At 40.6% G+C, this 16,401-nt stretch carries 14 protein-coding genes and 1 other RNA gene; 6 read left to right on the forward strand and 9 right to left on the reverse strand.

All coding sequences use genetic code 11. From position 1 onward, the window contains the following. Positions 1–125 precede the first annotated feature (125 nt). The 6 genes from rpsA to tsaD form a co-directional block, all read right to left on the reverse strand. Complete coding sequence (gene rpsA, locus J4E76_RS08470) at positions 126–2,273, reverse strand: 30S ribosomal protein S1 (RefSeq protein WP_236017346.1); 2,148 nt, start codon at positions 2,271–2,273, stop codon at positions 126–128. A 173-nt stretch (positions 2,274–2,446) separates the two neighbouring features. Then, complete coding sequence (locus J4E76_RS08475) at positions 2,447–2,944, reverse strand: HNH endonuclease (protein WP_208503090.1); 498 nt, start codon at positions 2,942–2,944, stop codon at positions 2,447–2,449. A 3-nt stretch (positions 2,945–2,947) separates the two neighbouring features. Continuing rightward, a complete protein-coding gene (locus tag J4E76_RS08480) occupies positions 2,948–3,733 on the reverse strand; it encodes a C40 family peptidase (protein WP_208503092.1) in 786 nt (261 codons plus the stop codon). 3 nt (positions 3,734–3,736) lie between these two features. Further along, positions 3,737–4,204, reverse strand: coding sequence for an SsrA-binding protein SmpB (gene smpB / locus J4E76_RS08485; protein WP_208503094.1), 468 nt, complete (start codon positions 4,202–4,204; stop codon positions 3,737–3,739). Next, positions 4,205–4,600, reverse strand: coding sequence for a thioesterase family protein (locus J4E76_RS08490; RefSeq protein WP_208503097.1), 396 nt, complete (start codon positions 4,598–4,600; stop codon positions 4,205–4,207). Continuing rightward, on the reverse strand, positions 4,601–5,614 hold the full coding sequence (tsaD, locus tag J4E76_RS08495) for a tRNA (adenosine(37)-N6)-threonylcarbamoyltransferase complex transferase subunit TsaD (RefSeq protein ID WP_208503100.1): 1,014 nt from the start codon (positions 5,612–5,614) through the stop codon (positions 4,601–4,603). It abuts the gene before it with no gap. Here tsaD and J4E76_RS08500 point away from each other — a divergent pair. From J4E76_RS08500 to J4E76_RS08515, 4 genes are all read left to right on the forward strand, one after another. Further along, positions 5,614–10,176: a translocation/assembly module TamB domain-containing protein gene (locus J4E76_RS08500; RefSeq protein ID WP_208503102.1), complete on the forward strand. Its 4,563-nt coding sequence runs from the start codon at positions 5,614–5,616 to the stop codon at positions 10,174–10,176. The genes tsaD and J4E76_RS08500 overlap by 1 nt on opposite strands. Positions 10,177–10,216: 40 nt before the next feature. After that, positions 10,217–11,515: a deoxyribodipyrimidine photo-lyase gene (locus J4E76_RS08505; protein WP_208503104.1), complete on the forward strand. Its 1,299-nt coding sequence runs from the start codon at positions 10,217–10,219 to the stop codon at positions 11,513–11,515. A gap of 17 nt (positions 11,516–11,532) precedes the next feature. Beyond that, positions 11,533–12,405: a DUF2279 domain-containing protein gene (locus J4E76_RS08510; protein ID WP_208503106.1), complete on the forward strand. Its 873-nt coding sequence runs from the start codon at positions 11,533–11,535 to the stop codon at positions 12,403–12,405. A gap of 80 nt (positions 12,406–12,485) precedes the next feature. Beyond that, on the forward strand, positions 12,486–13,376 hold the full coding sequence (locus tag J4E76_RS08515; RefSeq protein WP_208503108.1) for a hypothetical protein: 891 nt from the start codon (positions 12,486–12,488) through the stop codon (positions 13,374–13,376). 3 nt (positions 13,377–13,379) lie between these two features. On the opposite strand, the gene J4E76_RS08520 is transcribed toward J4E76_RS08515, so the two are convergent. Together J4E76_RS08520 and J4E76_RS08525 are read right to left on the reverse strand one after the other, a co-directional pair. Next, complete coding sequence (locus J4E76_RS08520; protein ID WP_208503110.1) at positions 13,380–13,895, reverse strand: hypothetical protein; 516 nt, start codon at positions 13,893–13,895, stop codon at positions 13,380–13,382. A 119-nt stretch (positions 13,896–14,014) separates the two neighbouring features. Next, complete coding sequence (locus J4E76_RS08525) at positions 14,015–14,551, reverse strand: hypothetical protein (RefSeq protein WP_208503111.1); 537 nt, start codon at positions 14,549–14,551, stop codon at positions 14,015–14,017. A gap of 139 nt (positions 14,552–14,690) precedes the next feature. On the opposite strand from J4E76_RS08525, the gene rnpB reads away from it, so the two are divergent. Continuing rightward, positions 14,691–15,008, forward strand: an RNA gene (gene rnpB / locus J4E76_RS08530) — RNase P RNA component class A. A gap of 65 nt (positions 15,009–15,073) precedes the next feature. Then, positions 15,074–16,228, forward strand: a complete 1,155-nt coding sequence (locus tag J4E76_RS08535) for a sigma-54 dependent transcriptional regulator (RefSeq protein ID WP_208503113.1) — start codon at positions 15,074–15,076, stop codon at positions 16,226–16,228. 2 nt (positions 16,229–16,230) lie between these two features. Here J4E76_RS08535 and J4E76_RS08540 read toward each other — a convergent pair whose 3' ends face one another. Beyond that, positions 16,231–16,371 (reverse strand): hypothetical protein, encoded by a 141-nt coding sequence (locus J4E76_RS08540; RefSeq protein ID WP_208503115.1) that lies wholly within the window; start codon positions 16,369–16,371, stop codon positions 16,231–16,233. Positions 16,372–16,401: the final 30 nt, after the last annotated feature.

Genomic DNA, 16,401 nt, shown 5'->3' on the forward strand with positions numbered 1-16,401 from the left:
GCCACAGCGCTAGTAATTCAGTGCGCAAATTTATCAATAATCGTCAGGCGCACCAATTTTTCAACAATTAAGTAATAAAAAAAGCACCCTGTTTTCACAGGATGCTTTTTGAAATATATTAAACCTTACTCTTCAGTTGCTTCTTCAGCAGCATCGGCTTCAGGAGCTTCCTCTTTAGGAGCCTCTTCTTTCTTAGCCTTAGTTGCTTTTGCATCTGCTTTCTTCTTGTCAGCAGCTTTCTTCTCGTTAGCCTTCTTGGTATTGTCTTCCATTTCAGCCTTCAAAGCAGATAGTGCATCAAGATCTCCTAAAGTAGAAACTTCAGCATCATTGTTCTTCAGTTTCGCTTTTGCCTTAGCAGAACCACCAGACGGTGCCTTTCTTACAGGAGCCGCAGGTTTTTCAGGAGCAGTATGCGTATAAGTGTGTGACATAACGATTCGCTTGTCGTCCTTAGAGAACTCAACAACAACGAAATCTAGCGTCTCACCTACTTCAACGTTAGAACCATCTTCTTTCTTCAAGTTCTTGTTGGTAGCAATTCCTTCAAGTCCATAAGGTAATTCTAGAGAAGCACCCTTATCGTTTTTAGAAATTACAGTTGTCTTGTGAGCGGAACCTGGCGTAAATACAGTCTCGAAAGTATCCCAAGGATTCTCTTCTAACTGCTTATGACCTAGTGCTAAACGCTTGTTGTCGATGTCTAACTCAAGTACTTGTACTTCAAGCTCATCACCAACCTTCACAAATTCTGATGGGTGCTTGATTTTCTTAGTCCAAGAAAGATCAGAAACGTGTACCAAACCATCAATACCTTCTTCAAGCTCGATGAACAAGCCAAAGTTGGTTAGGTTTCTTACAATACCTGTGTGGTTAGTACCAACACCGTACTTAGTTAATACATCTTGCTTAGTCCAAGGATCTTCAGTCAATTGCTTGATACCAAGAGACATTTTTCTTTCGTCTCTGTCAAGTGTTAACACAACTGCTTCAAGCTCATCTCCTACGCTAATGAAGTCTTGTGGATTTCTCAAGTGCTGAGACCAAGACATTTCAGAAACGTGAATTAAACCTTCAACGCCTGCGTTAAGCTCAAGGAATGCACCGTAATCAGCAACATTCACAATAGAACCTTTCACTTTAGAACCTACTTCAATAGCAGCATCTAACTGATCCCATGGGTGCTCAGTCAATTGCTTCATACCAAGAGAAATTCTTCTCTTATCATCATCAAAGTCAAGTACTACTACATTCACTTTCTCGTCAAGGTTCAACACCTCAGCTGGGTCGTTGATTCTACCCCAAGAGATATCAGTGATGTGCAATAGACCATCAACACCACCTAGGTCGATGAATACACCGAAGTTGGTCATGTTCTTGATCACACCTTCCAATACTTGTCCTTTCTCAAGGTTTTCAAGGATAAGTGCTTTTTGTTTCTCAAGATCTTTCTCGATCAGTACTTTATGTGATACTACTACGTTGTCATTGCTGTAGTTGATTTTCACAACTTTCACTTCCATTTTCTTACCTACAAAGACATCAAAGTCTCTGATTGGCTTCACATCAATTTGTGAACCTGGCAAGAATGACTCAACACCGTAAACGTCAACAATAAGACCACCTTTAGTTCTTCTTTTTACGAAGCCTTCGATTACCTTATCATTTTCACTAGCATCTTGGATCAATTCCCATGCACGAACAATCTTCGCCTTTCTTCTTGAAAGCACTAGCTGTCCTTGCGCGTTTTCTTGCTCTTCAATGTAAACTTCGATTTGATCACCGATTTTCAAATCTGGTGTATCTCTGAATTCTGAAGAACTTACTAAACCATCAGACTTGTAGCCGATGTTCAATACAATATCTCTAGGAGTAATCGATACAACTGTACCGTGGATTACTTTTTTCTCCTCGATAGTATTTAGTGTGTCACCATAAAGTGCTTCTAAATCTTCTCTCTCTTTGTTAGAGTAACCTTCTCCGAAACCTTTGGTCTCAAAAGCTTCCCAATCAAATTCTTCTTGAGCTGGTTCAGCCTCTTTTTTAGCAGCCTTTTTTGCTGGTGCTTTTTTGGCTTTTGGTTTCTCTTCTACTGCTGGAGTTTCTTCAGCAACCTCAGTTGCCTCTACTTTTTCCTCAACGACTGGTGTCTCTTGAGTTTCCTGAGCAACTACAGTTTCCTCTACTTTTTCCTCAACGACTGGTGTCTCTTGAGTTTCCTGAGCAACTACAGTTTCCTCTACTGCTTCAGGTGCTTTTTTTTCTTCTGACATGATAATATTGCCCTGTGATTACTTCCTTCAATATGCAGGGCACACATTGGGGAATTTTTGGTTATAAAAACTCCTTGTACTTGTTACAAAAAGCCGCCTCGTTTGAAACGGACTGCAAAGGTAAGAATTTATTTTTTATTTGAATACCCGGAAAAGCAAATTACTGCTCCTGATCAATTCAAACTCAAGTACTGTAACCAGTCATCAGAAGTAAAGCCACTGAAGTTGCGCACAAACATTATATAAGATGGCTTAAATGGCTTTTGTGAAAGGGGCATTTCAGCTTCTTCAGGAGTCTTGTCTCCTTTAATAGAGTTGCAACGTTTACAAGCCGTTGCCAAATTAGCCCAGTTAGACCCTCCTCCTCTTGACTTGGGAATTACATGATCAAGCGTCAGGTCTTTGGTATTTCCGCAATACTGACATTGATGGGCATCTCGTTTAAATATATTTTGACGCGAGAGCATCACTGTTTTAAAAGGTATATAAATGTATTTCTGAAGTCTTATGACAGAGGGTGTCGGATAACTAGAATTGATGGACCTAATCTTGAGCTCTGGGTCACCATGCACGAGTTCAGCCTTATCTAAGTAAATCAAGAGGAAAGCTCTCTCCGCAGAACAAACAGACAATGGGCTATAATCTTGATTTAGGACCAGAACACGTCTCATGAATCACTTTAACACTCGCTTAATTTTAAATAAATGATGGGTATATCGGTTTTGCTCTCGATTAAACACACCCTTCTTATCAATTTGATCAATCCGTACTTGTCCTGAGGCATGTATAACCTCCCCTTCGCCTATCAAAATACCGACATGATTCATCTTGCCTTCCTTATTTGTGAAAAATGCCAAATCTCCCGGTTCATGTTCATCAAATTTTATCTCCTCACCTTTCATAATTTGCTGCGAGGAGTCTCTAGGCAACCTGTAGCCCGACATCCTGAAAACCACTTGAGAGAAACCTGAACAGTCTATTCCGAAAGGTGATCGTCCTCCCCATAAATAAGGAGTATTCAGGTACATCTTAGCTGTGCTGATCAATGCGGTAGCTCCTACTTTTTGATGAACACTTTTCGCGTTCCCATTAAAAACAACATTTCCCTCTTCCTTGAAAATTGGATTATTGAGCAATGGGAGTATCGCTCCGCAGGTAATGAAACTGACTTGATGGTTAAAGAGAATTTTACTCAGCAGTTCAGTACAAATCTTATACTCACTGCTCTCTATTTGCTCGAAATATTCTGATGAGATTGAGTGATGCTGCTTTACATCAATCCAACCTTGATAGCTATCAAAAGCGTTTTCCACTTTCACCCAAGAATTGTCTTCGGAAACCTCAAGAACACGGTAGTGCTCTCCGAACAACAATTGAGAAATCATTTCTGATGCATCAGACTGATCTGCTCGCATCGGAACAATACTCAATCTCACTACACCATGATCTCCTATTTGCATCTATTAATAATTGATTCGTTCCAGATCTCTTTTTAAATCCTTCTCCTTTATGGAATCTCGTTTGTCATGCAATTTCTTGCCTTTGCCCAGGATAATTTCAAGCTTGGCAAACCCACGATCGGTTATGAAAAGTCGGGTTGGAATGATAGACAGACCTTTCTCTTTCGACTTTTCCCTAAGTTTACTCAGTTCCCTTTTATTCATTAAGAGTTTTCTTTCACGATCGCTCTCATGATTATAGTGAGTTCCTTGTGCATAAGGCGCTATGTGAAGCTGTTTTACAAACAGCTCGTTTCCCTGAAAGTAGCAAAAGGCATCTTGCATATTTACCAAACTCTCTCTGATGGACTTAATCTCTGTTCCCATCAATTGCATTCCAGCAACATACTTATCAAGAAATTCGAACTCATAGCTCGCCCTCCTATTCTTGATATTTACCGTTCTCGCAAATCGTTGCTTATCCTTCGCCATCTATCTTCCTAAACTAGTGAAAATTTGAGTGATCTTTTCTCTTGACATTATTTTCTGCCCAGTTTTTCCAAGGGCAACAAGTCGGTCATCACAAGTCACTTCTATTTCACAAATCAATTCATTCTTTTCAAACTGTATCACCTTCGCTTTGAGACTAACATTATCGCCAACGAATGCTGGAGATTTGTGCTCTATATGAAGCATAGTGCCAACACCTTCTTCATGGGGCTCACATATATCAAGCACAAAAAGCCGACTTGCCCATTCCATTTCTCTACCTAATACAAAAGTGCTGCAAACGGGATGAACAGGGCCAGCCTGAAAAGTTGCTAAATGGTCCTTTGTCACTTTAAACTGATGTGATTTGACATCACCAACTCTAACCTGCTCTTTCATTTAGAACTTCATTCTAGGTAAGGCACTCACACTCTGGTCTACAAACTCTTTCTGCAAATACTTGAAATGAGCAGCCATTGCAATCATTCCGGCATTATCCGTGCAATATTCAAATGAAGGTATATATACATTCCATCGCTCCTGCTCCGCCATGGTATGCAAAGTGTTCCTTAATCCACTATTGGCAGAAACACCGCCAGCAATGGCAATCTCTTTAATCTTATATTGTCTGGAAGCCTTTCTGAGTTTTTGCATTAACATCTGAATCAGAGTATGCTGAACGCTGGCGCAAATATCATTCATATTCTCTTTAATAAAGTCTTCATTCTTCTTGAGTTCATCACGCAGAAAGTATAAAACAGCAGTTTTAATACCACTAAAAGAATAGCTTAGACCGGGCATCTCCGTTTCTGGAAACTTGAACTTGAGTGGATCTCCCTTTTGAGCCATTTTATCCAAAATCGGACCTCCAGGATAGCCCAAACCCAGCATTTTTGCCGTTTTATCAAAAGCCTCACCTACTGCATCGTCTTTGGTTTCTCCTATCACTTCCATTTTTAGAAAGTCCTCGACCAGAACAATTTGGGTATGACCTCCACTTACCGTAAGACATAAGAATGGGAAATTCGGTTTCGGGTCTTCGATAAAGTGAGCCAAAATATGGGCTTGCATATGGTTCACTTCAATTAGAGGAACATTAAGCGCAAGTGCCATTGATTTGGCAAAAGAGGTACCTACCAACAAAGCTCCCATAAGTCCTGGCCCTCGTGTAAAAGCTATGGCTGATAAGTCATCTTTAGAGATGGCAGCATTTTTGAGTGCTTCATCTACAACAGGAACAATATTTTGCTGGTGTGCGCGGCTTGCCAATTCAGGTACTACACCCCCATAATTTTCGTGTACCGATTGCGTTGCGATTATATTATTAAGTACTTTGCCATTGACTGCGATAGCCGCAGATGTTTCATCACAAGAGGATTCTATGGCTAAGATTTTGATTTCGGAGGAAGGCATTGAAAGAGAAAATTAAAAGATCGCAAGTTATTAAAAAACGAATTGTTAAATCAATTCTTTGGCTTGTCCTTACTCCTTTCATTTTACTAGCGCTGGTTGCGCTCCTGATACACCTACCGCCAGTCCAAAATTATATCAGTGGTCGGATCACAACATATCTTACAGAAGGTACTGGCTATAAGACGGAGATTGATTACATCAATATAAAATGGTTCAATGCCGTTTCAGTGGATGGTACCATCATTTATGACTTGAATGATGTCAAAATGATCGGTATCGATGAAATGGTGCTCACCTTTAAATTGAGAGACCTCATCGGTAAGCAAAACTTTGAAACCGGCCAAGCATGGGTTAAGGGTGCGGAAGTGAATCTAAGAGATGAAACGAGCAGAAGACTCAACATTGATGACTGGGTAATTAAACTGGGTGAGTTGCTTGCAGCAGAACCTACGAACGGCCCGGTTCAACCAGCCGCTTTCACCATTGACGAGATCACTCTCATAGAATCAAAGTTTAGTATTTCGGATCGTAACCGGGATAGTGTAAAAACAGGCTTTGACTACAATCATTTTCAACTAGTCGATCTAAATGCTGACTTACTGAATTTAAAAGCCGTAGCAGACACTTTTCAAATAGATATCAAATATCTAACGGCAAGGGATAGTGCCTCTGGGTTTCAAATTGATGAGCTCAAAACCTTCTTTAGGAACTCATGGCGAGAGATGGCCTTCTACGATTTGGACTTGAAAATTGGCAAGTCGCGGATTACAGATGAGGTTGTTTTTGGTATGAACCGCCCAAGTGATATGGGCTACTTCTTGGACAGCATTGACATTCGGGCCAATTTTGATGATACCAGACTACATACGGATGAGCTAAGTTATTTTGTTCCTGAATTCAAAAAACACAACGAATTAGTCAAAATCGATGGCTTCTTTCAGGGTAATGTCAGCGACTTCTTTTCAGATGATTTTGAACTCCAGTTTGGAGAAAACACCGCATTGCGTGGTTCGATTGAGCTAGAGGGACTACCAAATATCGAAACGACAGACTTTTCTGTGACCCTAAACAATTCTACCATCCATGCCAATGACTTTCAGGAATACATAGGTCAAAGGGCCTATGACATAACCAGCAAACTCGGAATGGTTCAGCTTAGTGGCAACTTCACAGGTTATGTGAATGATTTTGTGGCTGACGGTAGTTTTGATACAGAAATTGGGTCGTTTTCTTCCAATACTAATATAGAGCCAGTACCAGGCGAACTAGCTACGTATGACGGAGGCCTTAGCATGAATGACTTTGACCTGGGACTCTTCACAGGCGACAGTATCTTTCAGACTGTTGACATGAACGGCACAATTAAAGGAAGCGGCTTCACTATTGAAGATGCCTATTTTAGACTAAAGGCAGACATTCCAAGAGTTGGCATCAATGGTTATGATTATACCAACATCGTGACTGATGGGACTTTTGCACAGTCATTCTTTAAAGGAAATCTCGCAATTAAAGACCCTAATATTAGTCTTGGAGCAAGAGGGTCGGTTGACCTTAGAGATCAAAAGCAAATCTTCAAAATTAAAGGAGAGTTAGATACAGCGCAACTACAAGCATTGAATATTATCAATGAAGATGTAACCATAGCCAGTAATTTCGACATTGACATTACGGGTATAAAACTAGATAGCATTTTAGGAAATCTTGGATTGAATGATACTTATTTCAAGTACCAAGAGAATGACATTGTCTTTGATTCACTACTCTTCGATTCTCAGAGAGACATCAATGGAAGAAAAGTGCGATTTGCCTCAGAAAATCAATTTGATATCCAATTAGATGGTCAATTCGAATTCACCAATCTACTTGATGAGTTACAAACCATCAATGAAGAATATAGGCTGATTTTCTCAAGCAGGCTTCAGGAGGTTGACGAGTTTTTAGCAAAAAACAAGACCAGCGAGACACCCTTCAACATTGCCTATCGAGCTGATTTAAGAGATATAAGCCCCATACTTCAACTCTTTGATACATCACTATATGTTTCTGAGCATTCCAATGTACAAGGCCGATTTACAAACGAGCAAAACACAAACTTGAGCGTTTCGGCTAATTCTGATACGGTTAAATGGGCCAATATTTGGTTCTATAAAAACACAATCGCTATCAATTCCACAGATCTGAGAGATGCTTCCAAAGTATACACTGGTGGATATTTAAGCTCAGAGAGACAGCGTTATGCCAATACTGCCGAGACTCAGTCACTTGAAATCACTGCTAATTGGGATGGCCCACACATTGATATTGAACAGAGCGTGGAGCAAGAGAGCACAGGTAATTTTGCCAAACTTGGTGCAGATATTGATTTTTATCCAGATAGCACGGTACTAAGGTTTAAAAATAATTCGACACTGCAGGCCCTTAATGAGCAATGGAAAATACAGGATGAGAACCGGGTAATATTTGGCGAAAGACGAATCGACATCAAAAAACTTAGTGTGTATAACTCAGACCAGTCGATCAGTTTTGATGGTGAAGTGGCTGTTACAAAAGATAGCACTAAAAAACTCGGCATTATATTCGAGGACGTTTCTGTAGCCAATGTCAACCCTCTTACCTCCAAAACATATACCGGCAATCTGTCGGGCAATCTATCTGCCCAAGACATCTACTTCAATCCACTACTCTTTGGCAAATTTCAGCTGGACGATTTGAGAGTTAACAACTTCTTGGTGGGCGATTTGAAAGGAAATCTGAATTGGAATGACCTCAGAAGGAAGTTCGACTTAGGTTTTACTGTCAAACGACTGGACAAGCAAATCATCTCATTGCAAGGAGACTTCTCTCCTTCTAACGCCACCGAACAACTGAAGCTCGATCTTCAATTGAATGATGCCAACCTTCGGATTGCCGAACCCTTTGTAGAAGAGTATTTTACTGAACTGGGTGGTTTTCTGAACGGTCAATATCAAGTTTCAGGCACTACTTTAAACCCGGTAATCACTGGAACTGGTAATTTGAAAGATGCCCAGATGAAGATAAATTACCTCAACACAAAGTATGATTTCAATGGTGAGGTGTCTTTTAAAAAGAACCTTATTGAACTATCAGACATGGGTTTTGAAGATGAAATTGGAAGTCAGGCAGACTTCAATGGCACCATAGCACACAGCTCATTTCGTGACTTCAGACTAAACCTTAAAGGTGACTTGAACGAGTTTCAAGTACTCAACACGATCGACACGATTGGAGAACCATATTATGGAACCGCATATGCAACTGGGACAGTTGAACTGACAGGAGAAGCATCGAACCTCACCATTGCGGCTAATGTGCAAACGGCCGGAGAAACTCGCCTCTTCGTTCCCATAAGCGAGGGGTTTGATGAAAGCGAGAACCCTGATTACATAACTTTCATAGATCGCACTGATACAACATCTGTAGATAACACTGTTGAGATTAAAGAAGATGAGGTAAACAAAATCAGAATCGAGGGACTCAACTTGGATCTGGATATTGGCGTCACTCCAGATGCCTATGTAGAGATAATCATAGACCCTAAATCTGGAGATATAATTCGTGGAAGAGGCAATGGTCAGCTCAGACTGCAAATCGATCCGCAAGGGGATTTTACAATGACTGGCGGCCTGAATATAGTAGAAGGTGGATACAATTTCTCCCTGTATAACATCATAACCAAGGAGTTTGACATTGAGCAGCCTAGCACTATTACCTGGTATGGCGATCCATATACAGGAGTTTTAGATTTGAACGCATCATTCTCTCAGAACACTTCTCTCCAGCCTATTTTAGAGCAGACCGGTTTTGCCGCCCCTGCCGGTGAAAGTGGTAATACGGGTGTAAATAGAAGGTTCCCAACAAAAGTCTTGCTTTCCCTAGAAGGCCCAATGTTATCGCCTACAATTGACTTTGATATTGACTTTAGTCAAATTCAAGGACAAGAGAATCAGGTGGCAATTGATGCCTTTAAAAATAGACTCCTAAGCGATGAACAAGAACTTAACCGCCAAGTATTAAGTCTCATTGTACTTAACAGGTTTTCTGACCAAGGCGGCATCACCATTGGAGGAAGAACGACCACACAAAATGTAAGTCAGTTTCTGTCTAACCAGTTTAGCCAGCTCATCGCACAACTTGATGAAAATCTTGAAGTTGACCTCGATTTGGCAGACTTAGATCAGGAAGCCTTTAATACTTTTAGGCTAAGGCTTTCATACACTTTCTTGGATGGAAGACTCAGGATCACGCGAGAAGGCGGTTTGACAAACCTCGTTGACGTCAACAGTATAGCCGGAGATTGGACTGCAGAGTACCTGTTGACGGACGATGGTAGATATAAGGTCAAAGTCTATTCGCGAAATAACTATGACATCGCCAACCTTGCGAATCAACAAGGGGCCACTACCAACACTACAGGGGCCAGTATTACTCAAACTACCAGCTTCAACAGTTTTAGGGAATTCTTTTCTGGGGTGAACAAGAAACGAAAGAAACGAAAGGAAACGGCAAAAAAGGAAAGTTCTGAAGCCGAAAGTGGAAACTAATGGCAGACTTTTCGGTTAGGAACTTGAATTACTACCGAGAATGTCAAAAATCAATATCTTCTGGTTTAGGAGAGACCTCCGTTTTTACGACAATACTGCACTGAGTTATGCACTGAAGGAAAACTTAAGTGTACTACCAATCTTCATCTTCGACAAGAATATTCTGGATAAACTAGAAGACAAGGACGATGCTCGAGTCAGCTTCATTCATGGACAATTGAATCAAATGAATGATAAGTTGGCTCAAATCGGGTCTGGCATTAAGTCTTTACATTCAGGACCCTTAGAAGCTTTCAAGGCACTTGCCTCAGAGTTTAAAATAGTCTCAGTATTTACAAATCGAGATTACGAACCTTATGCTCATGAAAGAGACAATGAAATTGAAGAGTTCCTAAAAACTAAAGGAATCGGCTTTTATACTTTCAAGGATCATGTGATTTACGAAAAGGAAGAAATTGTATCAGGCACCGGCAGTTTCTATAAGGTCTTCACTCCTTACAGTCGGGTCTGGCGTAGTAAGTTTGACCACAATCCTCCCACTCTTCAAGGAGATGCACTTAAAGAACAAAATTGGCACCCAGGAGTGGACAAAATAATACCCCTACATGAAATGGGGTTCGAGAAATCTTCAATTGACACCCCTAGTCCTGATCTTGATAATGTAGCGATAAGAAAATATGACCAGCAAAGGGACTTTCCGGCCCTTGATGCTACCTCTAAACTAGGGGTTCATCTTCGGTTTGGCACCATAAGCATCAGAAGCTTAGCCTTGACAGCAAAAACGCTGAACAGTACCTTCTTGAATGAGCTCATCTGGAGAGACTTCTATGCCATGATCTTAGCTAACAATCAGCATGTGGTTAACAATGCATTCAAGCCACAATACGATGAGATTTCCTGGAGACAGGATGAAGAAGGCTTTCAGAAGTGGTGTGATGGCTTGACTGGGTACCCGATTGTAGATGCCGGAATGAGGCAGTTGAATCAGACTGGTTATATGCACAATCGTGTCCGTATGATAGTAGCCAGCTTTCTAACAAAACATCTCTTGATTGACTGGCGATGGGGTGAAGCCTATTTTGCGAAAAAACTTCTAGATTTCGATCTAGCCTCTAATAATGGAGGTTGGCAGTGGGCCGCAGGTACAGGAACGGATGCCCAACCCTACTTTCGTGTATTCAACCCGACCTCTCAGACTGAAAAGTTTGATCGTGAGCTGAAATACATTAAACAGTGGATCCCTGAGTATGACACTAAAGATTACCCTACTCCCATTGTTGGCCATAAGTTTGCAAGATCAAGGGCAATAGACACCTATAAAAAGGCATTAGGTAAGTAGATTAATTATCTTGCGATATGCGATCCATGCTATTGTGCCTGGCTTTACTATTCGGGCACGCTCTTTCATCTTACGGGCAGGACACATTACCCGATAATAGACTTAAAAAAATAGCCCTTTACGGTGGTATTGGCTATGGTGCGTCTATGATTGTGCTGAGCCAAGCTTGGTACAAAGAACAGGGTCTTGACAAATTCAAATTCTTCAATGACAATGCCGAATGGAAGCAGGTGGACAAATTTGGACATACCTTCACTACATACAATTTTTCTAGAGTCAACTATGCCTTACTCAAGAATACCCGATTGTCAGATCACAAAGCAATCGCTTGGAGCAGCACACTAAGCACCTTGCTTTTACTTCCGGTGGAGATCTTAGATGGATTCTCTCCCGATTTCGGTTTCTCTTATGGAGATGTGATTGCTAATGCTGCCGGGTCCGGACTTTTCTTCTTACAACAAAGAGCTTGGAATGAACAGCGCATCAAGATGAAGTGGAGCTTCCATGAAACCAGCTTGGCGGGCCAAAGACCCGAAATCCTTGGGAGTGGTCTTTTGGAAGAATTGTTGAAAGACTACAACGGCCAAACCTACTGGGTCTCTTTTGATATACACTCTTTTGCCAAGGAAAGCCGTTTTCCGAAATGGATCAATCTGGCACTTGGTTATGGTGCTCAAAACATGGTCTTTGCCAGAGATAATCAAAACAGAATAGCTGGGTTTGAGAATTTCAGACAATACTATTTTGGAATCGATTTCGACCTATCCTACATCAAAACTGACAAAAAATGGTTGAAAGCTCTGCTATTCATGGCTGATATGATTCGTTTACCAGCACCCGCATTGGAGATTAACAAAAACGGCATTAAAGGTCGTCTATTCTACTACTAAGCTCGGATCAAACCACTTAGGATACATAAGAAACAGTCTTAGGATTACGTTGACTTTAAAGTCAACCACCACACACCATTATGCATCGAAGATTATCTCAATGGATTAAAGGCCTCATATGTTTACTGACCATTGTCTTTTTCAGCCATTCGTGCGATGACAGCTCTGAACCAAAAGGCGAGCAAAACATTCCCTATATCGAGCAGGCCCGAAAAGCCCTGATAATGGAACTGATCGTCAACGATCTGGAGAGTATTGTATTAAATGCAATGATCAATCTGGATCTTCAGGACCCTGGAGGAACTATAGACACCCATATTGATTATAACATATTTTCACTTCGGGGAAACTGCGCTAGAGAAATAGATGCTGACAATAATCGATTGACACTTAAGCTCAACTCTTGTGTAGATGCCATTGACATTTTGAGAGCAGGAGATATGATAGTAGCATACGATGATTCATTTGATAGAACTGGCAATCTAATATCTGTCCAGTTAGTTGATTATCAATACGAAAATGTTACAATCAATGGCGACTTCACTATTCTTAATACTTCGGAAGTTGACTCAGAGGAGAAAAAATATGAAATCACATTCCCTCAAACTTCCTTAAAGTTCACAGATAGTACATTAGACTTTGACTTTTCAGGTACCAGATCAATGGTTGTTAGGGAGATTGAAGGTTCTATAAGAAACCCAGACATCGAAAGCCGCGTGGATGTAGACTGGAAAATAACTGAACAAGGCGGAGAGGTATTCAAAATAGAAGACAATGGGTATACCCAGTACAGACTAGACTGTTGGGCGGATGGGTTTTACTTGCCTAGGGCAGGAGTCCAAGAAGTATCTGGAAGTGATTTTGAATTAACAATAGACTATTACAAATCAGGTTGTGGTCATGAATTTGCAATACTCACAAATGGTAATACCTTCGAAAATCTATCCTTAGAGGGTATATTTGAACAGTGATATTCAAGCAACAGCCTTTGTAGAATTAAGTACCTTAAGTAACAATCGCTTGGTATCCAATGTCAAATTTCTACCTCTCTGCATAGCTTCATTCAGTTGACTCATTGACTTTGCCAGTGGTATAGCACGGGCGCTATCTACAGAAACGACATATGGTTTAAAGCATTCCGCGAAAACTTGGATGCTATCCTCATTCAATTCATTGTCAAATTGAGAGACTAATTCGTATGCGTAACTTCGAACAATTGAATTTACAAGCCGAATAACATGCGACTTAGACATTCCCCTTTCGAAAGACATCATGCAATATCCCGAATGGGCAATTATATCACATATTTCTTCCTCGGATTTTATCAATTCCACAGGGTAAGGAAGATAAATTTTAGCACCAGAACGTAAAAGTCCTTGCCCTAAGCCTCTCATAATGTCGGTGTAAATATTATTTTGATCTGGGGTTTTGGTGTAATGGGGTTCTCTATTGACGAATCCCATGCTAATGGTAAAAAAAGAATTTTTCATCGGAGTTATTGAAATGAGTAATAGTTTAACTCCGCCAGCTTTCGAAATGTATTAAAAAAATGATTATCTCCCAATTGAACTGAGTAAGGATTAAGTACAATACACTTTTACTGCCCTATTCAATTAGCACTAAAGTTCCTATTTAGCAAAAGGTTTACGATTGATGGTTTTGTCACCAAGGGGATTCCTCTCCCCCTACTAATGACTTCTTTAAGTTCTTCTAAGACTATATCTACCACACTCTGCTTAGATAGGTCATCTGGAACAGCCTTTTCTATACAATAGGGCTTAAAGCACATTTTAAAATTTTCTACCGCAATAGCATTATCAACTTTTTCTCTGGATGTCTTTGCAGCTCCGACTAGTTGTATGGCAAAATCTTCAACGACCAATTCTGCGTTTTTCAATACATCAGAAAAATACTCTTCCGTTTGAAAGCTAAAAATCACATACCCTTCAACAGCCATCTCATTTATAAAATCTCCTAATTCACTAAGGTCTCTTTTTAAGAAAATGCAATCGGCACCTATCTTATTAAATTCCTGTATAAGGTCCTTCATTATATGGACAAAGTAGTTGCTCTCTGAGATATGGTTGGTGGGTCTGTCGGTTTGCCTTATTAATCCCATACTAAGGCCGTAGTAGTTCTTCTTCATAATGGCTGCATCTAGTTTCTTTAAGCTTGATACCACTCACCTCAAAATAGTTATCAATATTTTTTTGTTAATCCCGCAGGTTGAGGCAAACTTTTGGGGAGAATTCAAATTCCCTTTCTGCAATAACCATACCTTTGTACAAGCAAGCCATCTTATCGCCCCGACAAGTCGGGGAGGAAAGTCCGGGCACCATAGGGAAGCATAGCGGCTAACGGCCGTCACCCCGACTTGTCGGGGAAGGACTAGTGCAACAGAAAGGATGTACAGGTAATGCTGTAGTGAAATCAGGTAAACTCTATGCGGTGAAATGCCACGTAAGCCTACGTTTGAGGGTACCCGCCCAATGTAGGTGGGTAGGCAGATTGATCTTGACAGCAATGTCTCGACTAGATAAATGATAAGAACGTCTCGATTAGTCGAGATATGACAGAACCCGGCTTATCGGCTTGTTTTTAAAAAGGTCGTGGCAAACTATTTGTTTAGAATGTCACGACCTTTTAATATTGACAAAACTTAAATTCTATGGCCAAGATCTTAATCATTGATGACGAACAGAGTATCAGAAGCACTCTCAGAGAAATTCTCGAATATGAGAAGTACACAATTGATGAAGCCAAGGATGGTCAAGAAGGTCTGGATAAGCTGATTGCCAACAAGTACGATATTGCCCTATGTGATGTTAAAATGCCCAAAATGGACGGCATCGAATTACTAGAGCGCGTCCAAATGGCAGGCATTGATACTCAGTTCATCATGATATCGGCACATGGCACTATCGAAACTGCGGTAGACGCCACCAAAATGGGAGCCTTTGATTTTGTACCAAAACCCCCGGACTTAAACCGTCTTTTACTCACTGTCAAAAATGCTTTGGATAAGAGTTCGCTTGTCACGGAGACGAAAACTCTCAAAAAGAAACTCTCCAAGCGTTATGAGATGATTGGCGAATCGGACTCTCTGTCTGTGGTCAAAGAAATGATGGACAAAGTCGGTCCTACTGATGCCAGAGTTCTTATTACAGGACCAAATGGTAGCGGAAAAGAACTTGTTGCAAGGGGAATACACGAACGTAGCAATCGTTCCAGCGCCCCTTTCATAGAGGTTAACTGTGCTGCCATTCCAGCTGAACTTATTGAAAGTGAATTATTCGGACATGAAAAGGGTGCTTTCACATCTGCTCATAAGCAACGCATAGGCAAATTTGAACAAGCCAATGATGGAACGCTCTTCCTAGATGAAATTGGTGACATGAGCCTTTCAGCTCAGGCAAAAGTTCTTCGAGCACTGCAAGAACATAAGATCACAAGAGTAGGTGGTGATAAAGACATCAACGTTAATGTCAGGGTACTAGCAGCAACAAATAAGGATTTAAAAAAGGAGATTGGTGAGGCCACTTTCCGAGAAGACCTTTATCACCGATTGAGCGTAATCCTAGTTCAAGTACCACCTTTGAAAGAACGAAAGGATGACATCCCTTTACTAGTCGATAAGTTTTTAGATGATATAGCGCACGAATACGGCACCAAAAAGAAAGAAGTAACTGCAGATGGGCTAAAGGCTTTGCAAGCCTATGACTGGTCAGGTAACATTCGAGAACTTCGAAATGTAACGGAAAGGTTGGTGATCATGTGCGGTGAAAGCATTGATGCAGAAGATATAAAGAAATATTTGGTCTAAAATTAAAACTGACCTTCTTTTTTCTCTTTCTTTTCTTCCTTTTTATCAACCTTGGCATAAGCCGGACAGATTTTTTGTGCACAAGAAGTTATGCCCAAAAAAGCCACAGCAAGCGCTATAATGATGATTTTCTTCTTATTCATTTGAGTAGTTATACAACAAAGTTAAAAATT

Source organism: Roseivirga sp. E12, from assembly GCF_017592825.1.
Lineage (GTDB): Bacteria > Bacteroidota > Bacteroidia > Cytophagales > Cyclobacteriaceae > Roseivirga.